16 protein-coding genes and 1 pseudogene are annotated in these 23,599 nt (G+C 66.4%); 5 read left to right on the top strand and 12 right to left on the bottom strand.

All coding sequences use genetic code 11. The annotated features are described in order from the left end of the window. Positions 1-105: 105 nt before the first annotated feature. The 3 genes from V6F88_RS05855 to V6F88_RS05845 form a co-directional block, all read right to left on the bottom strand. The gene (locus V6F88_RS05855) at positions 106-1,494 is read right to left on the bottom strand and encodes a tripartite tricarboxylate transporter permease (RefSeq protein WP_332608399.1); all 1,389 of its coding nucleotides are present in this window, start codon (positions 1,492-1,494) and stop codon (positions 106-108) included. Further along, positions 1,491-1,985 (bottom strand): hypothetical protein, encoded by a 495-nt coding sequence (locus V6F88_RS05850; protein WP_332608398.1) that lies wholly within the window; start codon positions 1,983-1,985, stop codon positions 1,491-1,493. Before V6F88_RS05850 ends, V6F88_RS05855 begins: the two co-directional genes overlap by 4 nt. 93 nt (positions 1,986-2,078) lie before the next feature. Beyond that, positions 2,079-3,365, bottom strand: a complete 1,287-nt coding sequence (locus V6F88_RS05845; RefSeq protein WP_332608946.1) for a hydroxymethylglutaryl-CoA reductase, degradative — start codon at positions 3,363-3,365, stop codon at positions 2,079-2,081. 147 nt (positions 3,366-3,512) lie between these two features. On the opposite strand from V6F88_RS05845, the gene V6F88_RS05840 reads away from it, so the two are divergent. Further along, complete coding sequence (locus tag V6F88_RS05840) at positions 3,513-4,916, top strand: aminotransferase-like domain-containing protein (RefSeq protein WP_442880176.1); 1,404 nt, start codon at positions 3,513-3,515, stop codon at positions 4,914-4,916. A 50-nt stretch (positions 4,917-4,966) separates the two neighbouring features. Here V6F88_RS05840 and V6F88_RS05835 read toward each other — a convergent pair whose 3' ends face one another. From V6F88_RS05835 to V6F88_RS05815, 5 genes and pseudogenes are all read right to left on the bottom strand, one after another. After that, on the bottom strand, positions 4,967-5,761 hold the full coding sequence (locus tag V6F88_RS05835) for an anaerobic ribonucleoside-triphosphate reductase activating protein (protein WP_332608396.1): 795 nt from the start codon (positions 5,759-5,761) through the stop codon (positions 4,967-4,969). Continuing rightward, entirely contained in the window at positions 5,727-5,927 is a 201-nt protein-coding gene (gene nrdD, locus V6F88_RS05830) for an anaerobic ribonucleoside-triphosphate reductase (RefSeq protein ID WP_332608395.1), read from the bottom strand. Before nrdD ends, V6F88_RS05835 begins: the two co-directional genes overlap by 35 nt. 74 nt (positions 5,928-6,001) lie before the next feature. Then, a pseudogene (locus V6F88_RS05825) lies at positions 6,002-7,711 on the bottom strand (ribonucleoside triphosphate reductase); the annotation flags it as partial. Positions 7,712-7,927: 216 nt separating this feature from the next. Continuing rightward, positions 7,928-8,278: a DUF3325 domain-containing protein gene (locus V6F88_RS05820; protein WP_332608394.1), complete on the bottom strand. Its 351-nt coding sequence runs from the start codon at positions 8,276-8,278 to the stop codon at positions 7,928-7,930. Next, positions 8,275-9,885 carry a PepSY-associated TM helix domain-containing protein gene (locus V6F88_RS05815; protein ID WP_332608393.1) on the bottom strand — a complete coding sequence of 537 codons (1,611 nt, stop codon included), beginning with the start codon at positions 9,883-9,885 and terminating at the stop codon, positions 8,275-8,277. Before V6F88_RS05815 ends, V6F88_RS05820 begins: the two co-directional genes overlap by 4 nt. A 236-nt stretch (positions 9,886-10,121) precedes the next feature. On the opposite strand from V6F88_RS05815, the gene V6F88_RS05810 reads away from it, so the two are divergent. Both V6F88_RS05810 and V6F88_RS05805 read left to right on the top strand, forming a co-directional pair. Further along, positions 10,122-10,736, top strand: a complete 615-nt coding sequence (locus V6F88_RS05810; protein ID WP_332608392.1) for a hypothetical protein — start codon at positions 10,122-10,124, stop codon at positions 10,734-10,736. A gap of 10 nt (positions 10,737-10,746) precedes the next feature. Next, positions 10,747-13,134, top strand: a complete 2,388-nt coding sequence (locus V6F88_RS05805) for a catalase (protein ID WP_332608391.1) — start codon at positions 10,747-10,749, stop codon at positions 13,132-13,134. 217 nt (positions 13,135-13,351) lie between these two features. Here the strand turns inward: V6F88_RS05805 and V6F88_RS05800 are convergent, their stop codons facing one another. Next, positions 13,352-14,332, bottom strand: coding sequence for a Bug family tripartite tricarboxylate transporter substrate binding protein (locus V6F88_RS05800; RefSeq protein ID WP_332608390.1), 981 nt, complete (start codon positions 14,330-14,332; stop codon positions 13,352-13,354). A gap of 29 nt (positions 14,333-14,361) precedes the next feature. Continuing rightward, a complete protein-coding gene (locus tag V6F88_RS05795) occupies positions 14,362-15,744 on the bottom strand; it encodes a M20 family metallopeptidase (protein ID WP_332608389.1) in 1,383 nt (460 codons plus the stop codon). Positions 15,745-15,855: 111 nt separating this feature from the next. On the opposite strand from V6F88_RS05795, the gene V6F88_RS05790 reads away from it, so the two are divergent. After that, positions 15,856-16,764 carry a LysR family transcriptional regulator gene (locus V6F88_RS05790; protein ID WP_332608388.1) on the top strand — a complete coding sequence of 303 codons (909 nt, stop codon included), beginning with the start codon at positions 15,856-15,858 and terminating at the stop codon, positions 16,762-16,764. A gap of 90 nt (positions 16,765-16,854) precedes the next feature. After that, complete coding sequence (locus V6F88_RS05785; RefSeq protein ID WP_332608387.1) at positions 16,855-17,217, top strand: hypothetical protein; 363 nt, start codon at positions 16,855-16,857, stop codon at positions 17,215-17,217. A gap of 143 nt (positions 17,218-17,360) precedes the next feature. Here the strand turns inward: V6F88_RS05785 and V6F88_RS05780 are convergent, their stop codons facing one another. Both V6F88_RS05780 and V6F88_RS05775 read right to left on the bottom strand, forming a co-directional pair. Next, positions 17,361-20,525: an efflux RND transporter permease subunit gene (locus tag V6F88_RS05780; RefSeq protein ID WP_332608386.1), complete on the bottom strand. Its 3,165-nt coding sequence runs from the start codon at positions 20,523-20,525 to the stop codon at positions 17,361-17,363. Then, positions 20,522-23,593, bottom strand: coding sequence for a multidrug efflux RND transporter permease subunit (locus V6F88_RS05775; RefSeq protein WP_332608385.1), 3,072 nt, complete (start codon positions 23,591-23,593; stop codon positions 20,522-20,524). The genes V6F88_RS05780 and V6F88_RS05775 overlap by 4 nt, the downstream gene beginning before the upstream one ends. Between the last annotated feature and the right edge of the window lie 6 nt (positions 23,594-23,599).

Raw genomic sequence — 23,599 nt, 5'->3', positions numbered from 1 at the left:
AACGCGATGGCGGGATCGGGGGATCAGGGAATCAGCCTCTCAGTCTCTCAGCCGATCCTTCGATCCCCGCAAACACGCCATGCCCAGAATTACGCCACCCCACCATCACGCCATCAACTTCACGATGGCCGGCACCGACAGCACCGCCGTGTAATAGCCCATGAACTGCACGCCGGTGTTGAACCCGAACAGGCGCGACAGCAGGCCGCCGAACAGGCCCATCGTCAGGATAACCAGCAGGCCCAGGAACTGGCCTTCCCAGATGCTGATCACGATGATCAAGCCCACGAACGTGGCGATGATGGCTTCGTGGCTGACGCGGCGCGACACGAACAGCGCGGCGCGGCGCGCGAAGTTCATGGCAAACGGGTAAGACACCACGGCCGCCAGCAGCACGGCCAGCATGCCGTAGCCCAGGAATTCCCAGTGGTTCAGCAGGTTGTGCAGGTTGTGCGTCTGGCCGGTAGCCGCGTCCACCGTGAAGCGGGGCGGGGCGTTGAACAGCGGCGCGGCCGGTCCCGCCGCCACGGGGCTGAGCGGCAAGCCAAAGGCAATCAGCGGAATCAGCGCTTCGGCGATGTAGGTGGCTTCGGTGACGCCGTTGCGGGCGGACAGCACGGTGGTCAGCCGGTGGTACGCGTGCTTGATGCGCGAGCCCACCAGCTCGCCCAGCACCACCGTCATGGCGACGGGGCTGAACACGAACGTGGCGCTGGAGATGGCGGCGGTGGCCAGCGTCCAGCGGGTCTGCGTGCGGTCCATGACCTTGAGCGGGTTGGGGAAATAGCCCGACCAGCCCTTGACGTCGGGCGCCAGCGAAAACGTGCGCACCTTGTCGCGCATCATCTTTGCGCGGCCCATCGGTGAAATCACGGTGAACAGGTCGGCAATCAGCGGGCCGATGGCAATGCCCAGGAAGTAGCTGATGCTGAGCTTGACGCCGTACTTGGCCGTCAGGCTTTGCAGGGCGATGATCACCACCACGAAGGGCACCAGCAGTGCCACCGCCGCCCAGCGCCCGGCCGAGAAATAGGCGATCAACACGGCGGCGGCCAGAAAGATCCACGGCGCCGACTTGGTGATGGCCGCGCCGAACGGCGCCAGCAACACGGCGAACAGCACGGCCAGCGGCACGGCCACGAAGGCGGCCACGATGGCGCCGGACACCATCTTGCGCAGCGCAATGTGCGGCACGCCCAGCTTGCGCAGCATGTTCGCGTCTTGCAGCAAGGGTGTCGCCAGCGTGTCGCCCGGGATGCCCAGCAGCGCGGTGGGCACGGCATGCGTCATGTGCTTGGCCACGGCGCCTGCCAGAAAGAAGGTGAACACGCCGGCGGGCGGCACGCCGAGCAGCACCACCAGCAAGGTCAGCGGGGCAAGCGTGGTGGTTTCGTCGGTGCCGGACACCAGGCCGATGGCGGCGAACACCACCGCGCCCAACAGGCCCATGGCGGCCGCCACCATGATTTGTTCAAGCAGGATCGGGTCGCTCATGCCAGCGCCTCCTTGGAAGCGCCTTGCGGCAAGGCCGTGGCGGGGGCCGTGGTGGGGTCGGTGGCGGACGCGGGCGGAAGTTCGGTGAACAGGTCGTACAGACCCAGCTCTTTCAGTTCGCGGACCACGGGTTCGGGCAGGTCGGCCAGCGAGCCCAGCCCGCCCGGCTGGTCCGCCAGTTCGGCCAGCACTTCGGCGCGCCAGGCCGGGTCGTGCGTCGAGGTGTGCTCGATGACTTCACGCTTGGGCGGGAACAGGCGCGCGCAGATCACGCCCGCGATCACGCAGCCGGCCAGCCCGGCCAGCATGGCGTAGGCGTGCGCCAGTTCGGGCGACGCCACGATGCCGCGTAGCCAGCGGCTGGCGGCAAAAAATCCGGTGACGCTGATGGCGATGCCGATGCCGATGGCCCACGCCAATTGGCGCAGGTCGACGGTGTCGCTCCATACCTCTGCCAGGCGCCAGGATGGCGCGGGCGAATTTGGTTCCATGTCTCTCTCCGTTGAGGGGCGGGCGGCGCGGTCGGGGCCGCGCACGCCTCTGTTCTTATTGCTCTGTGCGGCTTACTGCTTGCTGCTTGCTGCTTACTGCTTGCGCAATTCCTCCAGCAAGGCCAGCGCGCGGTCGGTGCGCACGTCTTTTTCCTGCGCCATGCGCTTGGCCACGGCGTCGATCTCGGCACCCACGGCGCCCGCCACCAAAGCGATGTTGCGCGCATGCAGCGCCATGTGGCCGCGCTGAATGCCTTCGGTGGCCAAGGCGCGCAGCGCGCCCAGATTCTGCGCCAAGCCCACGGCCACCGCCACCTGGCCCAGCTCATCCGCCGAGCGCACGTCCATGATCTTCAACGCCAGGCGGGCCAGCGGATGCGTCTTGGTCGCGCCGCCCACCAAACCCACCGGCATGGGCATTTCGATGGTGCCAACCAAGGCGCCGGACGTGTCTTTCTCCCATTGCGTCAGGGAGGTATAGCGGCCCGAACGCGCGGCATAGGCGTGCGCGCCGGCTTCCACCGCGCGCCAGTCATTGCCGGTGGCGACGATGACGGGGTCGATGCCGTTCATGATTCCCTTGTTGTGCGTTGCGGCGCGGTACGGGTCCACGGCGGCAAACGTGTAGGCGTCCAGCACGCCTTCGATGATCTCGGCGCCGCTGCGTTCCTTGGTGTCCAGCACCTGGGGCGTCAAGCGCACGCGGGCGCGTGCCAGCCGCAGGTCAGCCAGGTTGGACAGGATGCGCAAGCGCACCGAACCGCCGGTGATCGTTTCCACCAGCGGGGCCACGGCTTCGGCCATGGTGTTGACGGTGTTGGCGCCCATGGCGTCGCGCACGTCCACGATCAGGTGCAGCACGATCATTGGGCCGCGCGGCGTATCGGGGAACACATGCACGTCTATGTCCTGGCAGCCGCCGCCCAGTTCGATCAGCACCTTGTCGCGGCTGTTGGCCAGGGTCAGGATGCGCTCGCGTTCGCGCAGCAGCGCCAGCCGCGCGCCATGCGGGTCGGTCAGGCCCAGCACCTGCACCTGGGCCCGCATCAACGGGCGGGTGCTGGACGTTTCAAAGCCGCCGCTCTCGCGCGCCAGCTTGGCCATGTAGGACGCCGCCGCCACCACCGACGGCTCTTCCACCGCCATGGGCACCAGCACGTCGCGCCCATTGATCTGGAAGTTGCCGGCCACGCCCATCGGCAGTTCAAACGTGCCGATGACGTTTTCGATCATGCCGTCGGCGCGGTCCAGCGCCAGCGCGCCGGGCCGGGCCAGCAGTTGCTGTTCTTCGGGCGTCAGCGAAGCGGCTTTGGCGATGGCGCCAAGGCGCTCGGCGGGGGTCAGTGCGCGGAAGTTGGGTAGGCGTGAATCGGCCACGATGGCAGGTCTCCGTATTGGTGTTAGGTGGCCTGATTCTAGGTAAACTGTACCGCTATTGAGAGGTACAGTTTTGCCAAACAGTACCATCGCACTGCACCAATTTTGGGCGGCGCCGGACGCAAGAATGCACCTATGGAAGATTCAGGCATGACCGGAAGACGGCCGCGCGCGGCGCCCATCGCCGAGAGCTTGGCCAAGCTGATCGGGCAGCAGATTGCCGATGGCGTGTACCGGCCCGGCGACAAGCTGCCGTCGCTGCGCGAGCTATCGCAGCTGCATCGCTACGCCAAGAACACGGTGGTGGTGGCGTTTGAAATGCTGGTGGCGCGCGGCTTGGTGGAACCGCGCCGCGGCTCCGGTTTTTTCGTGCTGGACGGCGACTACGCGCGCAAGGCGGCGGATGAAGAACCGGGCCAGCTAAGCCGCGCCATGGACATCGTCTGGCTGATGCGCGAACAGCTCAAGACGCAGCCCGATGCGGTGCAGGCGGGCGACGGCTTTCCGCCCGTGGAATGGCTGGCCGACATGCGCATGGACCGCTATCACCAGAAGGTGGTGCGCACCGGTCTGGGCGCCTTGTTCCGCTATGGCAGCCGCTTTGGCTATGCGCCGCTGCGCGAAAGCCTGGTGCGCAAGCTGGGCGACGTGGGGGTGAACGTGGCGCCGTCGCAGTTGGTGCTGACGCATGGCGCGAACGAGGCCATGGACCTGGTGATCCGCTACTTCGTGCCGCCGGGCGGCACGGTATTGGTCGACAACCCGGGCTATTACCCGTTGTTCGGCAAGCTGAAGCTGGCGGGCGTGCGCATGCTGGGCGTGCCCCGCTTGCCGGACGGCCCCGACGTGGCCGCGCTGGAAGCCTTGTTGCAGCGCGAGAAGCCGCGCCTGTTCTTCACGCAATCGCTGGCGCACAACCCAACCGGTTCCGATATTTCTTTGGCCAAGGCGTACAAGGTGCTGCAACTGGCCGAGCGCCATAACCTGATGATCGTCGAGAACGACGCGCTGGCGGACTTCAAGCCCACCTCGGCCGTGCGGCTGTCGGCGCTGGACCAGCTGGAACGCACGATCTACATCGGCAGCTTTTCAAAGTCGTTTTCGGCGGCGTTGCGGGTGGGCTTTATCGGCTGCAACGCGGCCTTGGCCAGCGACCTGGCCGACCTGAAAGCCCTGGTGCACGTCAGCAGTTCGGAATATTGCGAACGCATGGTGGACGTGATGCTGCGCGAGGGGCATTACGAACGGCATCTTGCGCGCTTGCGCCAGCGGCTGGAAGCGGCCACGGGCAACGCCTTGCAGGTGCTGGATTCGCTGGGCGCGCAGGTCTTTGCGCGGCCGTCGCGGTCGATGTACCTGTGGGCGGCGTTTCCCGGCGTGGATGATTCCCTGACGCTGGCCGCAGAGCTGATGCCGGAGAAGGTCATCATGGCGCCGGGCCGCGTGTTCAGCGTGGACCCCACGGCGGTGTCGCCGTGGTCGCGATGCAATGTGGGCGCGATCGGGTCACCGCGCTTTCACGCGACGTTGGCGGCGGCGTTGGCGCGGCGGTGATGGGGGGCGCGGTGGCGGCGAGGCAAAGGTGATATGGCGGCGATGTGGCGTCAGCGATACGCAAAGCCCTCAAACAGCTGCCCCATGCGCGCCTGCGCCCGAGTCGTCAGCGCCCGCGCCGGCGGCGTGCCCGGCGAACTGCGCGCGGCCTGCACGGCAAAGCGCCGCACGCCACGGCGGGCCAACGCATCGGCCAGTGCCAGCAGCCGCGTTTCGTCCAGCCAGTCCGGATGCCAGGTAATCCGGCATTCAAATGCTTTGCCGGCCGACAGCAACTGCGTCAGGCACGCCATCGCGGGGCGTTGCGAATCCCGCCGACCGGTGATGTCGTCGTACCCTTGCGCGTCGGCCTTGATGTCCAGGCCTACCCAATCCAGATGGCGCAAGACGTCTGCCAGACGCAGCGGGTAAATGCCCGCCGTATGCAGCCCGACCCGATAACCCATGCGACGCACATCGCGGATCAATGACGGCAGGCGCGGTTCGGATAGCGGCTCGCCGCCCGAGAACACCACCGCATCCAACAAGCCCGCACGACTTTCCAGGAACGACCGGGCATCGCGCCAGTCGTAGCGGGCCGTGCGGGTTTGCAGTTCGGTGTTGTGGCAGTAATGGCAACGCCACGGGCAGCCGGAAATGAAGACGACCGCCGCCAGTTGCCCCGGCCAGTCCACGCTGGAAAACGGTACCAGGCCGCCGATGGCGGGCGCGTGCCGGGGCAGCGCTTCGGCCACCGGCCGCGGCGGCGCGCAGTAGGCGGGCCGGACGGCCAGCCTGCGCGTGCCGGGCGGCGTTTGTGCCGGTGCGCCCTCAGGCGCGTTGCTCGACGAAGAAGCGGCGTTCATTGAATTCGCCTTGTTTGCCGGTGTTGAAGGAAGCAACGGGGCGGTGATACCCCATTACGCGGGTCCAGACTTCGCAGCGCACGCGCCGGCTGTCGTCCAGCGACAAGGCGGGGCCATCGTCAGCGGTGGCCGCGGGGGCGCGGGGGGGCAGGGTCAAGGTTTGCATCAGGAAACTCCTTGCATCGGTAAAAGGTTGAAGATCAACGCTTGCGATCAAGCATCGAGGTCAAGCATCAAGCATCACGTCGCCGCGCAGCATGCGGCCTGTTTGGCCAGCAGTTCGGCATCGCACTTGGGACAAAACTCGTGGTGCCCGGCCAGATAGCCGTGGTTGGGGCAGATGGAAAACGTGGGCGTGACGGTGATGTACGGCAGCCGGAAATTCGACAGCGCGCGGCGCACCAGCTGCTTGCACGCCTGCGCCGACGAGACGGCCTCGTTCATGTACAAGTGCAGCACGGTGCCTCCGGTGTATTTGCCTTGCAGCGTTTCCTGCAATTGCAGCGCGTGAAACGGGTCGTCGGTATGGCCCACCGGCAGCTGGCTGGAATTGGTGTAGTACGGCTGCGCGTCGGTGCCTGCCTGCAAGATGCCGGCAAAGCGCTTGCGGTCTTCGCGCGCGAAACGGTACGTGGTGCCTTCGGCGGGCGTGGCCTCCAGGTTGTACAGGTGCCCTGTCTGTTCCTGGAATTCGGTCATGCGGGCGCGCACGCGGTCCAGCAATCGCACCGCCAGCGCGTGGCCGGCCGGTGTGGTGACATCGTCGGCATCGTTCGTGAAGTTGCGGATCATCTCGTTGATGCCGTTCACGCCCAAGGTGCTGAAGTGGTTGCGCAGCGTGCCCAGGTAGCGGCGCGTGTACGGGTACAGGCCTTCGTCGATATAGCGTTGCACCACGGCGCGCTTGGTTTCCAGGACGTCACGGCCCAAGTCCAGCAGGGTGTCCAGGCGCTGCATCAAGCGGCCTTCGTCGCCCTGGCAGGTGTAGCCCAGCCGCGCGCAATTGACCGTCACCACGCCGACGGAACCGGTCTGCTCGGCGGAACCGAACAGGCCGTTGCCGCGCTTGAGCAATTCGCGCAGGTCCAGTTGCAGGCGGCAGCACATCGACCGCACCATGTGCGGCTCCAGATCGGAATTCAGGAAATTCTGGAAGTACGGCAGGCCGTAGCGCGCCGTCATTTCGAACAGGCGGTCGGTGTTGGGATGGTCCCAATCGAAATCCGGCGTGATGTTGTAGGTGGGAATCGGGAAGGTGAACACGCGCCCCTTGGCGTCGCCGGCCATCATCACTTCGATGTAGGCGCGGTTGATCATGTCCATTTCGTGTTGCAGGTCGCCGTAGGAAAACGGCATTTCCTCGCCGCCCACATAGGGCACTTGTTCTTGCAGGTCGGCCGGGCAAGTCCAGTCGAAGGTCAGGTTGGTGAAGGGCGTTTGTGTGCCCCAGCGGCTGGGCACGTTCAAGTTGAAGATCAGTTCCTGCATGGCCTGCTTGACGTCGGCGTAGGTCATGGCGTCGCGCCGGATGAAGGGCGCCATGTAGGTGTCGAATGAACTGAACGCCTGCGCGCCGGCCCATTCGTTTTGCAGCGTGCCCAGAAAGTTGACGATCTGGCCGATGGCCGCCGACATATGCTTGGGCGGCGTGGATTCCACCTTGCCGGGTACGCCGTTGAAGCCTTCGGTCAGCAACTGGCGCAACGACCAGCCGGCGCAATAGCCGCTAAGCATGTCCAGGTCGTGAATGTGGAAGTCGCCATCGCGATGCGCCTGGCCGGCCTCGGGCGTGAAGACGTGCGAAAGCCAGTAGTTGGCCGTGACCTTGCCGGCCACGTTCAGGATCAGGCCGCCCAGGCTGTAGCCCTGATTGGCGTTGGCGTTGACCCGCCAGTCGCGCCGATCCAGGTATTCCTCCATGGCGCTTTCCACGTCCACGAGCTTGGCGCGGTCGAAGGCCACGGGGGGGACGTCGCGAGGAAGAGGGGGCTGAAGAAGCATTGCTGACACCATATGTAGTAGGGTGTCAAAACTCTATCACCACATATGGTGGGCAAAGCGGTTTTTTGCGCTGGACGGCGGCGCGATGTCAGGCCGGCTTGATACGGGTCAAATGCACGGGCGGCAACGGGCAAATCGCAATGTTGCCGTGTCGGGCGCGGGGCCTCAGAAGCCGATGCCGATACCCACCAGTGAAATCGCCATCGCCAGCGCGGCGGTGCGGGCGGCGGGGCGCGGCGCCCAAGACAGCATGCCGACCCATAGCAACGCACCGGCGGACAGCCAACCCAGCCACGCCACGACGCCCACCGTGTTGCCCCACAGGCCCACGCAAGGCAGCAGGGCCAGGGCCAACAGCAGCGCGCCGGCGCCACGCAGCACGCGGGTGTGACCGGCCGACGGGTCGCGTCCCCACACCTGGTCATAGTGACGCGGCATGGCCAGGCTTAGGCACGCCATGCCGGAATAGGTCAACAGCAATGCCATCGCAATGCCGAATAGGTCGTTCGTGTTCATGCCGCGGCCTTGTGATTCGCGCGAGGGGTGCGCTGGGCAGGCGCGGATTGCGGCTTCTTCCACAACCGGATCGCCGCCCACGCGGATAGTACGCCAAAGGCGACGGCGGTCAGCTCAACGCCCGCGCTTTCCCAATCGCCACGGCCGATCTGCGCCACGGCGTGGTCGCCCAACGTGGCGAACGACACCAGCGGCAGCAGCAGGCACAGGGCAGACAGCAAGCCTAGCTGCGTGATCCACGCGGCGCGCGGGCGAGTCAGCCACGCGTGCGCCAACATCAACGCCCACAAGCCGAAAAAGCAGCGCAGTTCCCACAGCGCGCGGTTTTCCAGTGCAACAGGCAATAGCCGATTGGCCCAGAAAAAGCCGATGCACGCCACCGCCAGTCCGGCCAACGCGGCCACGTTCAAGCCTTCAAACAGCCGGTATATGCGCGCCGTGGCGGCGCCGAATTCATCGCCCGCCTTGGCGCGCCGTTTCGCCATGAACAGCACGGCGCCCGTGCCCATCATCGCGGCGCCGGCCAGGCCGCACACGAAGTACAGCCACTTCATGGCCGGCCCGCCAAATGGCGCCATGTGCAGGTCATTCATCACCTGGCGCACCACCGCCGGCGCGCCGCCGTTGACGCCGCCTGCCGGGCGCATGCGCAGCACCTGGCCGGTGGTGCCCTGGAATTCGACCATGCCGGTTGTGGCGCTGATGTTGCGCTGTGCGTCGCCGGCTTCGTTCCAGCCGTAAACGGCGATGCGCATCGAGGTGTCTTCGGGGTTCTGGATGACGACGGCGCGGGCGCTTTGGCCGATCATGGCTTCGGCGCGCGCCACCATCGGTTCCAGCGGCGGCATGGCCATGGCCTGGCCCGAGCGCAGCGGTTTTTCCTCGCCCTGCATTTCGGCCAGATACAGGCGCATGGCATCCATGCCGGCGCCGTAATGGGCGGCGACCGGCGCGGGCATCAGCTGCGCGCTGGATATCACGATGCCGGTATAGGCAATCATGAATTGAAAGGGCAGCGTCAATACGGCCACCGCGTTGTGCGCATCCAGCCACGACCGCTGGCCCTTCTTGGGGCGGAAGGTGAAAAAGTCCTTGAAGATGCGTTTGTGCGTGACCACGCCGGACACCAGCGCCACCAGCATCGCCATCGTGGCAAACGCCACCACCCACAGGCCGAAGCGGCTTTCATGCAGCATGTAGTGGAAGTTCACGAAGTGCGTGCCGCCCAGCGTGGCGCGGCCTTCGTCGTCGTGGTGATCGGCAAGCTCGGCGCCCGTCACCGGGTCCAGTTCGGCCTCGGCGTACATGCCGTTCTCGTCAAACCAGTAAACCGACAAGCCGTTGTCATGGCCCCGGTTAACCGGCCAGAACTCCCACATGCCCGCGCCCGCGTGGTGTTTGGCCATGTAGTCCACCGCCAGGTCCAGCCGGCGCGCGCGGTCCACCGGCGTGCTGGCCTGGGACGCCGACGCGGCTTCGGCGGCCTGGTGCTCGGGCGTCATCCAGTGGGTGATGGGTTCGGCGAAAAGGGCAAGCGAACCGGTCAGGAACACCGTGTACAGCAGCCACGAAAACCATAGGCCGACCCAGGTGTGCAACCAGGCCATTGACAGGCGGAAACCGGATTTCAGAGGGGGCCTCTTGTTGTGGATTGCCGCCACGAGCGGGCTGGCAAGGATCTTGTATTGAGAATGGTTCCAATTCTAAGCGAATCGGGGACGTTGTTGTGGTGCGTTATGGCGTCGGATGGGCACGACGCTTGCTGAAGGACCGTTTCATGCTGGCAGGTGCGCGCTCGCGGGCCAGAGCCGGCATTGATCCCCATGGACACAAGGAGCCCCTGATGAAACGCAAAGCGGCAGACGCCAAACAAATCAATGAATTGCTTTACCAGGCCCTGGAAACCGAGATCGGCGGCTTGACGGTGTATGAGACCGCCGTGTCCTGTGCCGTGAATGAAGACCTGAAGAAAGAGTGGAAGGAATACCTGGAAGAAACGCGGACGCACCAACGTGTGCTTTTGACCGTGTTTGAACAACTGGGACTTGACCCCGCGCAGCAGACGCCGGGCCGCGAGGTGGTGCGCCACCTGGGGGAATCGCTGGTCAAGGCCATGAAGATGGCCATCAACGCCGGCGACCCTGACGCCGCGCAACTGGTGGCGACCGAATGCGTGGTGCTGGCCGAAACCAAGGACCATTCCAACTGGTCGCTGATCGGGCTGCTGGCCGACCAGCATTCCGGCAAGGAAGCCGCCATCTTGAAGCAGGCCTATGACGCGGTGGCGCTGGACGAAGAGCATCACCTGTATCACACGCAGGGCTGGTCGCGCGAACTGTGGGTGGAATCGTTGGGCCTGCCCGCCGTGCTGCCGCCGCCTGAAGAAGTCAAACAAGTGAAATCCGCCATTGGCGCGTCGCGCGCCGAGCAGGCCCGCGGCGAAATGCTCAAACACTAGGAGAGCCTTGATGGCAAGCAAGAAACCCGTAAACAAGGGCGCGGCCGGCGCCGTCGACACCGCCTATATGAATACCGACAGCGGCCCGGCCGCCGGCCCCGCGGGCAAACCGGTACACCCGGCGCTAAAGCGCGCGGCCGCCGTGGGCGCCACGGTTGCATCCCTGCCGCACAACGCCAACAAGGCCGCCGAGTACGGCGAGGAAGGCGCGCGCTGCCCCTATGCCGGCGCGCACACGACGCCGCCGGACCCGTCCGTGGGCGCCAGTTCGTTGTCGGAATCGGAAGCCAACGCCAAGACGGGCGATGCCGCCGAACCCGGCGTCAACGCGGTGGATGGCCGCCTGGGTCGCGTGCGCGCCGATGGCAGCGGCCAGGTGCTGACGACCAACCAGGGCGTGCCGATTGCCGACAACCAGCATTCGCTGAAAGCCGGCCTGCGCGGCCCCGCCTTGTTGAAAGACTTCATCCTGCGTGAAAAGATTACGCACTTCGATCACGAGCGCATTCCTGAACGCATCGTGCACGCGCGCGGTTCAGCGGCGCACGGCTACTTCGAATGCTATCGGCCGTTGACTGACCTGACCGCCGCGTCGCTGTTCGCTGAAAAGGGCAAGCGCACGCCGGTGTTCGTGCGCTTTTCCACGGTAGCCGGCGAACGCGGTTCCAAGGACACGGCGCGAGACGTGCGCGGCTTTGCCGTCAAGTTCTATACCGACGAAGGCAACTGGGACCTGGTGGGCAACAACATGCCGGTGTTCTTCATCCAGGACGCGATGAAGTTCCCTGACCTGGTGCACGCCGTCAAGCCGGAGCCGCATCACGGCATGCCCCAGGCCGCGTCGGCGCACGACACGTTTTGGGACTTTGTGTCCCTGATGCCGGAATCGACCCACATGCTGATGTGGCTGATGTCCGACCGCGCCATTCCGCGCAGCTACCGGATGATGCAGGGTTTTGGCGTGCACACGTTCCGCTTCGTGAACGCGCGCGGCGAATCGCGGCTGGTGAAATTCCACTGGACGCCGATCCTGGGTACGCATTCGCAAGTTTGGGACGAGGCGGTCAAGGTGTCCGGCGCCGACCCGGACTTCCACCGCCGCGACCTGTGGGAAGCCATCGACGCGGGCAAGGGCCCTGAGTGGGAACTGGGCGTGCAGATCTTCACGGAAGAACAAGCCGACAGCTTCAGCTTCGATGTGCTGGACGCCACCAAGATCGTGCCGGAAGAACTGGTGCCCATCGTGCCGATCGGCCGCATGGTGCTGGACCGCAACCCGGACAACTTCTTTGCCGAGACCGAGCAGGTGGCATTCTGCACGGCGCACGTGGTACCGGGCGTGGACTTCACCAACGACCCGCTGCTGGCCGGACGCATCCATTCCTATGTGGATACGCAGATCTCGCGGCTGGGCGGCCCGAACTTCCACGAAATTCCCATCAACGCGCCCGTGGCGCCGGTGCACAACAACCAGCGCGATGGCATGCACCGCCAGGCGATTCATCGCGGTCGCGTGGCGTACGAGCCGAACTCGTTGGCGGGCGGGTGTCCGTTCCAGGCCGGCATGGAAGGCTATGTGCCGTTTCCCGAGCCGATCGCGGGCGACGAATTGCGCGGCCATCCCGAAAAGTTCGCCGAGCACTACAACCAGGCCACGCTGTTCTACAACAGCCAGACCGAATGGGAAAAGCGCCACATCGTGCACGCGTTCTCGTTTGAACTGAGCAAGGTGACGGTGCCCGCCATTCGCCAGCGCATGGTGGCGTCGCTGCGTAACGTGTCTGATGAATTGGCGCAGGGTGTGGCCGATCAGCTGGGCATGGTCTTGCCCGACCCGCTGCCGCGCGCCATTGCACAGCCCCCCAAGCCGGAGGTCGAGGTGTCGCCCGCGCTGTCGTTGACGGCAAGGCCGGGTGACGGCAACGTGGCCACGCGCAAGGTGGCGATTCTGGTGGCCGAGGGCGTGGACGAAGGCGCCGTGTCGGCCGTGGCCGACGCGCTGATCCAGGCCGGCGTGGTGGTGCGCTTGGTAGGCCAGCGCATCGGGCCGGTGCAGTCCGAAGGTGGCGGCATGCTGGATGCCGACGCGTCGCTGGACAACCACCCGTCCACGCTGTTTGACGGCGCCGTGGTGCCCGGGGGCGACGCCGCCGTAGCGCGCTTGCAAGCGGACGGCCGCGCGCTGGAATTCCTGCGCGATGCCTTCCGGCATGGCAAGACGTTGTTGGGGTTGGGGCGCGGCGGGCAGCTGTTCGGCTCGGCGGGGATCGCGCCCGATGAGGCCGACGAAGGGTTGTTGATGGGCGGCGGCGCACCCGCGAAAAGCGCAACGGCGTTCATCAAGGCGCTGGCCAAGCATCGGCACCCCGAACGGGAAACGATGCCGCCCATGGTCTGACGCCGACTGTTTTGCAGGCCGCGTGTGCGGCCTGCATCGGCGCCTGGTCATGCACGCTTCGCTGCGTGCATGATCAGGCGTTTTTTTTGCGGTCGTGGTTTGTGGTGTCAGCCTTGGCGTGGCGTGGCGTGGCGTGGCCGGCGTGGCGAGGCGTCCTGGTGCGGTGCGTTGCGGTGCGGCTCTGATGTTGTCGCCTTGCCGCCCGGTGTCTTGTCGTCTATTCCAGCTTGATATCGGCGCGCCTGGCCACGGCGCTGAATGTCTGCACTTCTTCTTGAATCCGGTCCTTGAACGCTGGTCCCGGCAGGAACACCGGTTCCAGCGCCAGGTCCGACACCGCCTTCTTCACCTGCGGGTCCTGCATGATCTGCGCGACCGCGCGGCTCAACGTGTCGATCACGGGCGCGGGGGTATGGGCGGGCGCCGCCAGCGCGTACCAGCCCACGAACGACACTTGGGGAATCCCGGCTTCCGCGAAAGTCGGCACGTCCGGCATTTGCGGCACGCGGTGTTCGCCCGTGACGGCCAGCGCCCGCACCTTGCCCGCGCGCACCTGCGGCGCGGCGGATGACACCGTGTCCACGCCCAAGGACACTTCGCCGCCAATCATCGCGGTGATCAATTGCGCGCTGCCCTTGTAGGGCACCGGCACCATCTTCGCGCCGGCGGCCTCGGCAAACATTTCGCCCGCCAGATGCGGCGCCGAGCCCGGCCCGAACGTGCCGTACATCAGCCCGCCCTTGCTGCTTTGCTGCTTGGCCAGCGCCGCCGCTTCCTGCACGGTGTTGGCCGCCAGGCCGTTTTGCGCCAGCAGCACCACGGGCGCCATGGCGACGATGCCCACGTGCTCGAAGCTGCGAATGGGGTCGTAGGGCAGCGACGGTTTCAGCGCGGGCAGGACGGTGTACGTGGTGCTGCCCGACAGCAGCAACGTGTAGCCATCGGGCTGGGCGCGCGCCACGACGTCCGCCCCGATCACCGTGGACGCGCCGGGCCGGTTTTCCACGATCACCGACTGGCCCAGGCTGCCCGACAGCTTGTTGGCAAGCAGCCGCGCCACGGCATCGGTCGCGCCGCCGGGCGTGAACGGCACCACGATCTTGATCGGCTGCTCGGGGTAGGCGGCATGGGCGCCGCCCGCATAAGCGGCGGCGGCAAGGTTGAACGCCATCACGGCGGCACAGAATCTAGCGGTCATGGCAACGCTCTCGGTAATGAAACGGTCGGTCAGGCAGGAACGGCTTCGCCCAGGTCCCAGTACAGGCCGGCCATGATGGCCAGCCCTTCGCGCGCCACGCTACCCAGCAAGTGCTCATTCGGGGCATGCTGCGCGCACGCGGGGTACGAATGCGGCACCCACAATGTGGGCAGGCCCAGCAGGTCGGCGAAGATCTCGTTGGGCAGCGAACCGCCCAGGTTCGGCAGCAGCGCGGGGCGCTTGCCGGTTGTGCGTTCCAGCGATGCCGCCGCCCAGCGCACCCACGCGTTGTCGGGCGACAAACGCGTGGCGCCGCCTTGCATGCCCACGCGCACCTGCACGTCTTCAAAGCCGCCTTGGCGCAGGTGCTGGCGCACATGCGTTTCCAGGGCGCGCCAATCGGTGCCTACCACGAAGCGCAACTGGCACCACGCCACGGCCTCCGGGGGAATCGCGTTCACGGGCTTGGCGGGGTCGCCCGCGCCAAAGGTCAGCACGTCCAGGCTGTTCCAGCCGAATACTTTTTCAGGCGCGGTCAGCCCGGGCTCGCCCCACCAGGCGTTGATGTCGGGGTCGTCTTCGCCACCGCCTACCTCAAGATCCGCCAACGCCTCGCGCACGGCCTGGGGGATGGCGGGCGGACGCAGCGCCGGCACGGTAATGCGGCCACGCGCGTCCACCAGGGTGCCGATGGCGTGCATCAGGACGATGGCGGGGTTGGCCAGCAAGCCGCCCCAATTGCCGGAGTGGTAGCCACGCTCACGCGTGCGCAGCTTCAATTCAAAATTGACCGCCCCGCGTGATCCCATGAAAAGGGTGGGGCGCGACGCATGCAGACGCGGGCCGTCGCTGGCGATGAACACGTCGGCCGCCAAGGTGTCGCGCTGCGCGTCGCAGAACGCGGCCAGGCCGGGCGAACCGGCTTCTTCGCCGGTCTCGATCAGCCAGGTGACGTTGAACCCCAGCTTGCCGCCGCGCGCGGCGATCACCTGCCGCAGCGCTTCCAGATTGATGCTGTGCTGGCCTTTGTTATCGGCCGTGCCCCGGCCATACCAGCGGTCGCCGTCCACTTGCAACTGCCAGGGGTCGCGGCCCGCTTCCCACTTGGCCGCATTGCCGCGCACCACGTCGCCATGGCCGTACATCAGCACGGTGGGCAGCCCGGGCGCCTCAACGCGGCGCGCCACCAGAATGGGCAGGTCCACGCCGTCGGGGTTGGGATGCACTTCACAGGTAAAGCCCATGCGGTTAAGCACCGGAATCAGATCCTGATTCAGATAGGCGTGCTGCATCGGCGCCTGCTCCGGCACCTCGCTTTCCGTGGCATAGGCGACGCGACGCGCCAGGGCGGCTTCAAGGGTGCCATTGTCAAAGGCTTCAACGGCTTGCTGGACGGCTTGTTCGCGGTTCACGACGGCACTCGAGACGAAGGAGGCACAAAGTTATTACGCATCGGTACATGCCACAATCAGATAATTAGCATCTTTGCATTGCCTTTTTGGCATGCATCGCACGGAGGCGGGATGATTTCGTTGGGGCTGCGGTACTTTCTTGAGGTCGCGCGTAGCGGCTCGATCGCCGGCGCGGCGGCGTCGCAGCACGTGGCGGCATCGGCGGTCAGCCGTCAGATCGCCAAGCTGGAAGATGCCTTGGGTGTTGCGCTGTTCGAACGTCAGGCGCGCGGCATGGAACTTAGCGAGGCCGGCCGCCAACTGGCCGCGTACGCCAACGCTGCCGCGCTGGAAGCCGAGCGCGTCACGTCCGAGATCCGCCAGCGCGGTCATGTCGGAGACGTCACGATCCGCCTGGCCTGCACCGAAGGCTTCGCCCATCACTTCCTGCCCCTGTGCATGGCGCAATTCAAGCGCGAGCGGCCCGAAGCGCGCTTTCATCTATACGTGGAGCGCCCCGAAGAAGTCAGCCGCCACATTCTTGAAGGCTTGGCACAGATGGCGCTGCGCTACACCACCGCGCAAGACGACCGCTTGAAAACCGAGTTGCTGACCCGCGCACCCGTCTACGCCGTAATGTGCCGCCAGCACCCGCTGGCCGGCCGCCGCAGCATCGGCATGCGTGACCTGGTCCACTATCCGCTATCGGTGGGCGACCACGGCACCACCGTGCGCCAGCTGTTCGACGCCGCCTGCGCCAACGCGGGCCTGCACATCGAACCGGCCTACGTCTCAAACCACTCCGCCGCCTTCCTGCCAATGCTGCCCGGCAGCCAGATCGTCGCCTTGTCCGGCTACCTGACGCTGATGGGTCAATTGGGCGAAGGCGGCCTCGTCGCCGTGCCCTTCACCAACCCCGAAATGCGCCAACGCAGCATCCAGGTGCTGACCCTGCAAGGCAGGACGCTACCGCAACTGGCCCGCGAATTCCTGGCCTTCATGTCCGACCGCCTGACCGCCGCGCCACGGTGGCCGGAGTAGTGGGTTGTTTGAATGGGGAAATGTGTTTGGCGATTAGCTGCCCAGCTAAACAACGCAAACAAGCTAAAGCGCGCCCGGATTCCAATGGTCGTGGCCGACACGTTAAGCCCCGGGGCAAAAGCCATGCTGCGCGAGCGGCGCATCGGCTACTTCGAACCGGACGGATGCCTTTACTTCCGATGGCGTACGTGGCTTGTGAATATCGAACGCCCGAAACGCGTGCCGTCCCGGACGCGGGCGATGCCGCTGTTTAGCGGATCGCGCGAGAACGTCGTACACGCATTGCTCATGTCGCGGGGTAGCTGGATCGCGGGCCAGGAATCGCTTTACGGCGCATTCGGCAGTCTGAAGTCATCGTTGCGACTGGTCGGCGGACTGGTGCCGCGCTATTTGACCCCGGCTTCGCCTCCCGAAGTCCCGCAACATGCCGGCACTTCGGCGTCGCGCCGTTAGTGGCGATGGCGAGCGCGTGTCGGCACTGACGGTCAAATACGCGAATGTCCTCCGAACGCGTCCGCTTTGCGGACGTGCCGGCCTTTGTCGCCATCGGGCAACCGATGCAGTAAGACCCGCTGCGGCCTCGGCGCATGTTGCCGTCAGGTGGTGCGCTTTCGCCCCGCACCCCCCAGCTTCACCCGCAGCCGTTCCAATGCCAGATACACGATCGGGGTCGTATACAGCGTCAGGAACTGGCTGATCATCAGGCCGCCGACGATGGCGATGCCCAGGGGGCGGCGCAGTTCCGCGCCTTCGCCCATGCCCAGCACCAGGGGCAGGGCGCCCAGCAGGCCGGCCAGGTTGGTCATCACGATGGGGCGCAGGCGCAGCATGGCGGCGCGGTGGATGGCGGCGCGGGGAGTCAGGCCTTCGCGGCGTTCCAGGCTGAGGGCGAAGTCGATCATCAGGATGGCGTTTTTCATGACGATGCCGACCAGCAGGAACAGGCCCAGCAACGCGATCAAGGTGAATTCGATGTTGGCGATGCGCAGCGCCAGCAGCGCGCCCACGCCGGCGGACGGCAGGGTGGACAAGATGGTCAGCGGGTGCAGGGGGCTTTCGTACAGGATACCCAGCACCAGGTAGATGGCGACCAGCACGGCCAGGATCAGCCAGGGCTGGTCTTGCAGGCTTTGCTGGAAGTTACGGGCGTCGCCGCCCAGGCGTGTCTGGATGGTGGACGGCACCATCAGCTTGGCCATGGCGGCGTCGATGGCGGCCAGGCCTTGTTCCAGCGACACCCCGGGCGCCAGCGAAAAGCCCACGCCGACGGCCGCGAACAGGCCGTCGTGGTAGACGCGGTCGTTGACCAGCCCGTTGTCGTAGGTGGCGAAGGCGGTCAGCGGGATGCGCGTGCCGTCGGCCGCCACCACCTGCACCTGCTCCAGCACTTCGGGGTCTTCGGTGTAGCGCGGGTCCAGCTCCAGCACCACGCGGTATTGGTTCATGGCGTCGTACAGGGTGGCGACCTGGCGTTGGCTGAACGAATTGCTGAGCACGCTGCTGATCGTGTCCATATCCACGCCCAGCCGTTGCGCGGCGGCGCGGTCGATGTTGATGACGACCTGCTGCGTGGCGCCGTCGCCTTGGGCGTCCACGTCGCGCAGTTCGGGAATGTCCTGCATGGCCTTGGAGATCTTGCGCGCCCAGTCGCGCAGCGCGGGCACGTCGCTGGCCATGATGGCCAATTCGTGGTCGCCGGAATTGCCGAAGCCGCCGGGCATGCGCAGGTCCTGGTCGACGTTCAGGAAGAACATGCCGCCGGGCACGGGGGGCGCGTGGGTACGCAGCCAGTTGATGACGTCGGTGGACGATACGCCGCGCTCGGCGGCGGGCTTCAGGCGAATAAGGAAGAGTGAATTGCTGATGCCCAGGCTGCCGCCGTTGTAGCCGATGACGTCCTGCACAGCCGGATGCTTAAGCACCAGCTGGCGGTATTGGTCAATCTTGGGTTGCATGACCTGGAACGAAAAGCCATCGTCGCCGCGCACGAATCCCACCAGTTGGCCGGTGTCTTGCACGGGCAGAAAACCCTTGGGAGCTTCGACGTACAGATACACGTTCAAGCCGACCACGGCGGCTAGCAACAACAGGGTCAAGCGCGCATGCCCCAGCACGCGAGCAAGGGACCGGCCGTAGGCATCATGCGCGCGGGCGAAGGCCGATTGCAGGCGCGACGGGCGCGACTGGGGCGATCTGGACGACTGGGGCGATGGGGCCGAATGGGCCGTTTGGGCCGTTTGGGCCGATTGGGCCGATTGGGCCAATTGGCCCGGTTGGCCCGAGGGTTGATCCGCGCGCAGCCAGCGCGCGCACAAGGCCGGGATGATCGCCACGGACACCACCAGCGAAATCACCGTGGCGGCCACCAGCGTGATCGAAAATTCCCGGAACAGGCGTTCGACCAGTCCGCCCATGAACAGGATCGACACGAACACCACGCTTAGCGCCACCGTCATGGCGACCAGCGTGAAGCCCACTTCGCGCACCCCGCGCAACGCCGCCTTGCGCGGCGACAGGCCGCGTTCAAGGTGCCGCGAGATGTTCTCCAGCACGACGATGGCGTCATCCACCACCAGGCCGGCCGCGACGATCAGCGCCATCAGCGACAGGTTGTTCAGCGAAAAGCCCCACGCGTGCATGACGGCGAAAGTGGCGATCAGGCACACGGGTATCGCCACGCTGGGTATCGCCGCCGCGCGCGCATTGCCCAGGAACAGCCACACCACCAGGATGACCAGCGCGGTCGCCAGGCCCAGCGTGACGTGGGCCTCGCGCAAGGTGGCGTTGATGCCGGGCGAGCGGTCCAGCGCCACCGTCAGGTCCACGTCGGCCGGCATCAACGCGCGCAGGCCGGGCAGGGCGGCGTTGATGGCGCCGATGGTCTCGATGATGTTCGCGCCCGTCTGGCGGCTGATGGTCAGCACGACGGCCGGGTTGTGGTTGTGAAAGCCGCTGCTGTAGCGGTTTTCGACGGAATCGCTGACGCGCGCCACTTGCGCCAGCCTGATCACCGCGCCATCCGCGTGGCGCACGATCAGGCGGCCGTATTCATCCGCGCGGCGCGGCTGCTCGGGCGTGCCGACTTCCCAGCGCTGGCCGGCCGCGTCCAGCTGGCCTAGCGGGCGCATGGGCGCGGCGTTGGCGATGGCGTTGCGCACGTCGTCCAGCGCCACGCCGTAATGGGCCAGCGCGTTGGGGTTCACCTGCACGCGCACGGCGGGCAGCGAACTGCCGCCCAGCGTGACTTCGCCCACGCCGTTGATCTGCGACAGTTTTTGCGCCAGCACCGTCGAACCCAGGTCATACAGCTGGCCGGCCGGGCGCGTGGCGGAACTCAGGGCCAGCGCCATGATGGGCGCCTGTGACGGGTTGACCTTGCGGTAGCTGGGGCTTTGCGGCATGCCCGCGGGCAGTTCGCCGCGCGCGGCGTTCAGCGCGGCCTGCACGTCGCGGGCGGCTTCGTTGATGTCGCGGTCCAGCTCGAACTGCAACTGCACGCGCGTGGCGCCCTGGTTGCTGGACGAGGTCATGGCGCTGACGCCCGCGATGCTGCCCAGCGCGCGCTCCAGCGGCGCGGCCACCGTGCTGGCCATGCTTTCCGGGCTGGCGCCGGGCAGCTCGGCGCGCACCTCGATGGTGGGAAAATCCACCTGGGGCAAGGGCGCCACGGGCAACAGCCGCCACGCCACCGCGCCCAGCAGCGTTAACGCCAGCGCCAGGAACAGGCAGGCGACGGGGCGATGCAGCAACGCGCGGATCATGCGTTACGCCCGTCGGGGCTCACATCGACCCGGCGCCGCTGCCCCAGCCGGTGAAAGAACAGATAGACCGCAGGCGTGGTGAACAGCGTCAGCACCTGGCTGACCAGCAGGCCGCCCACCATGACCCAGCCCAGGGGCTGGCGCAGTTCGGCGCCCGACCCGGTGGCCAGCATCAGCGGCAGCGCGCCGAACAGCGCGGCCAGCGTCGTCATCAAGATTGGTCGCAAGCGCAGCAGCGCGGCTTCGCGGATGGCGTCCCGCGGCGTCAGCCCGCGCGTGCGCTCGGCTTCCAGCGCAAAGTCCACCATCATGATGCCGTTCTTCTTGACCAGCCCGATCAGCAGGATGATCCCGATGACCGCAATCAGGTCCAGTGGCCGGCCGGTGATCAGCAGCGCCAGCAAGGCGCCCACGGTGGCCGACGGCAGGGTGGACAGGATGGTGACGGGGTGGATGGCGCTTTCATACAGCATGCCCAGCACCAGGTACATCGTGACCACCGCCGCCAGCATCAGCCACAGCGTATTGGACAAGGACGCCTGGAACGCCGAGGCCGCGCCTTGCAGCCGCAGTTCCACGCTGGGCGGCAGGGCGATGTCGGCCTTGGCGGATTCAATGGCGGCAATGGCGTCGCCCAACGACCCGCCCGGTGGCAGGTTGAACGACAGGTTCACCGCCGGAAATTGCGACAGATGGTTGATCGCCAGCGGCACCGCGCGTTCGCTGACCGTGGCCAGCGCCGACAGCGGAATTGCCTGCCCGTCCTCGGTTTGCAGGTGGATGCGTTCCAGTGCCTCGGGCCCCAGCGCCAGGCTGCGGTCCACTTCCAGCACCACGCGGTATTGGTTCGACTGCGTGAACAGCGTGGCCACCTGGCGCTGGCCGAACGCGTTGTACAGGGCCTGCACCACGTCGTCCATCGTGACGCCCAGGCGCGCGGCCGTATCGCGCGACACTTCCAGGTAGGCCTGACGGCCGTTGCCTTGCAGGTCGGACGACACCTCGGCCAACGCGGGCGACTGCGCCAGCCGCTGCGTCATCGCCTGGCTCCATTGCGCCAGCAGCGCGCTGTCTGGCGAGGTCAGGCTGAATTGGTATTGCCCCCGGCTGACACGGTCTTCGATATTCAGTTCCTGCACCGGCTGCAAGAACAGCGAGATACCGTGCACGTCGCGGGCTCTGGCGTCCAGCCGCGCCATGATGTCCGCCAGCGGCGCGCTGCGTTGCGCCCAGGGCTTCAGGTTGATCAGCAGGCGGCCCGTGTTCAGCGTGGCGTTCATGCCGTCGATGCCGATGAAGGACGACAGGCTTTGCACATCGGGATCGGCCAGCAGCGCCCGAGCCACGGCTTGCTGGCGGCGCGACATGGCGTCAAACGAGGTGCTTTGCGTGGACTGCGTCACGCCTTGCAGCACGCCGCCGTCCTGCACCGGGAAGAAACCCTTAGGTACCGCCAGGTACAGCAGGCCAGTCAAGGCCACGGTGCCAAGCATCACCATCAACGTCGGGCGCTGGTGGCGCAGCGTGACGTCCAGCCAGCCCGCGTAGCGCGCCTGGACGCGGTCCAGCAGGCCGGGGCGCGATTGCACGTGCGCCGGCAGCAGCCGCGCGCACATCATGGGCGTGAGCGTCAGCGATACGGCCAGCGATATCAGGATGGCCACGGCCAGGGTGATGGCGAATTCACGGAACAGCCGGCCCACCACGTCTTCCATGAACAGCAGCGGGATCAGCACGGCAATCAGTGACAAGGTCAGCGACACCAGGGTGAAGCCGATCTGCCCGGCGCCTTTCAGCGCGGCCGACATCGGGCTGTGCCCCTGTTCCCGATACCGCGCAATGTTCTCCAGCATGACGATGGCGTCATCCACCACGAAGCCCGCGCCGATGGTCAGCGCCATCAGCGTCAGGTTGTTGGTGGAAAAGCCCGCCAGGTGCATGAAGCCGAAAGTGCCGATCAGCGATAGCGGCACGGCCAGGCTGGGGATCAGGGTGGCGGGCAGGTTGGAGAGGAACAGGAACGTGACCAGCACCACCAGCCCCACGGCAAACACCAGTTCCCATTGCACGCCGCGCACCGACGCACGGATGCTTTCGGTGCGGTCGGTCAGGATGCGCACCTGCGCGGCGGCGGGCAGGCTGGCCGTCAGTTGGGGCAGCAGCGCCTTGACCTGGTCGGCCACGGCAATCACGTTGGCGCCCGGCTGGCGTTGGATATTGACCAGCACGGCCGGCTGCTTGTCGACCCAGGCGGCCAGGTAGCGGTCTTCGGCGCCGTCTTCAATGGTGGCGACCTGGCCCAGCCGCACCGGTGCGCCGTTCTTCCAGGCCACGATCAGTTCGCGGTATTCGGCGGCGCTTTGCAGCTGGTCGTTCGCGTCCATGATGACGGAGCGCACCGGCCCGTCGAAGCTGCCCTTGGGCTGATTGGAATTTGCCTTGGCGATGGCTTCCTGCACGTCGGACAGTTGCAGCCCGCGCGCCGCCAGCGCCATCGGGTTGACCTGCACGCGCACGGCCGGCCGCTGGCCGCCGGCCAGGCTGACCATGCCCACGCCCGACAGCTGCGACAAGCGCTGCGTCATGCGCGTGTCGACCAGGTCATACACGGTGGGCAAGGGCAGGGAATCCGAGGTGACCGCCAGCGTCAGGATGGGCACGTCGGCCGGGTTGACCTTGCGGTAAACAGGCGGCGTGGGCAAATCGCCCGGCAGCAGCGAACCGCTGGCGCTGATGGCCGCCTGCACCTCTTGTTCCGCCACGCCCAGCGACACGTCCAGCGAAAACTGCAATGTGATGACCGAAATGCCGCTGCCGCTGGTGGACGACATCTGCTTTAAGCCCGGTATCTGCCCAAAGCGGCGTTCCAGCGGCGCGGTCACGGCGCGCGCCGTCACGTTCGGGCTGGCCCCCGGGTACGGCGTGGTGACCTGGATGATGGGGTAATCGACCTGCGGCAGCGCGGCCACGGGCAGCATGCGCCACGCCAGGATGCCCGACAGCAGCAGGGCGATCATCAGGAAAGACGTCGCGACCGGACGCAGGATAAAGGGGCGTGACAGGCTCATGCGCGG

It is taken from the genome of Achromobacter sp. ESBL13, assembly GCF_036668755.1.
GTDB lineage: Bacteria > Pseudomonadota > Gammaproteobacteria > Burkholderiales > Burkholderiaceae_B > Achromobacter.
This window is presented reverse-complemented; position numbering and strand designations above follow the sequence as displayed.

What these genes read in the sequence shown, in the direction of transcription:
- V6F88_RS05815 (WP_332608393.1), bottom strand. Translation starts at nt 9,885, where the DNA reads ATGGCCTGGTTGCACACCTGGGTCGGCCTATGGTTTTCGTGGCTGCTG.
- V6F88_RS05775 (WP_332608385.1), bottom strand. Translation starts at nt 23,593, where the DNA reads ATGAGCCTGTCACGCCCCTTTATCCTGCGTCCGGTCGCGACGTCTTTC.
- V6F88_RS05855 (WP_332608399.1), bottom strand. Translation starts at nt 1,494, where the DNA reads ATGAGCGACCCGATCCTGCTTGAACAAATCATGGTGGCGGCCGCCATG.
- V6F88_RS05790 (WP_332608388.1), top strand. Translation starts at nt 15,856, where the DNA reads ATGATTTCGTTGGGGCTGCGGTACTTTCTTGAGGTCGCGCGTAGCGGC.
- V6F88_RS05800 (WP_332608390.1), bottom strand. Translation starts at nt 14,332, where the DNA reads ATGACCGCTAGATTCTGTGCCGCCGTGATGGCGTTCAACCTTGCCGCC.
- V6F88_RS05780 (WP_332608386.1), bottom strand. Translation starts at nt 20,525, where the DNA reads ATGATCCGCGCGTTGCTGCATCGCCCCGTCGCCTGCCTGTTCCTGGCG.
- V6F88_RS05820 (WP_332608394.1), bottom strand. Translation starts at nt 8,278, where the DNA reads ATGAACACGAACGACCTATTCGGCATTGCGATGGCATTGCTGTTGACC.
- V6F88_RS05805 (WP_332608391.1), top strand. Translation starts at nt 10,747, where the DNA reads ATGGCAAGCAAGAAACCCGTAAACAAGGGCGCGGCCGGCGCCGTCGAC.
- V6F88_RS05835 (WP_332608396.1), bottom strand. Translation starts at nt 5,761, where the DNA reads ATGAACGCCGCTTCTTCGTCGAGCAACGCGCCTGAGGGCGCACCGGCA.
- V6F88_RS05810 (WP_332608392.1), top strand. Translation starts at nt 10,122, where the DNA reads ATGAAACGCAAAGCGGCAGACGCCAAACAAATCAATGAATTGCTTTAC.
- nrdD (WP_332608395.1), bottom strand. Translation starts at nt 5,927, where the DNA reads ATGCAAACCTTGACCCTGCCCCCCCGCGCCCCCGCGGCCACCGCTGAC.
- V6F88_RS05850 (WP_332608398.1), bottom strand. Translation starts at nt 1,985, where the DNA reads ATGGAACCAAATTCGCCCGCGCCATCCTGGCGCCTGGCAGAGGTATGG.
- V6F88_RS05840 (WP_442880176.1), top strand. Translation starts at nt 3,513, where the DNA reads ATGACCGGAAGACGGCCGCGCGCGGCGCCCATCGCCGAGAGCTTGGCC.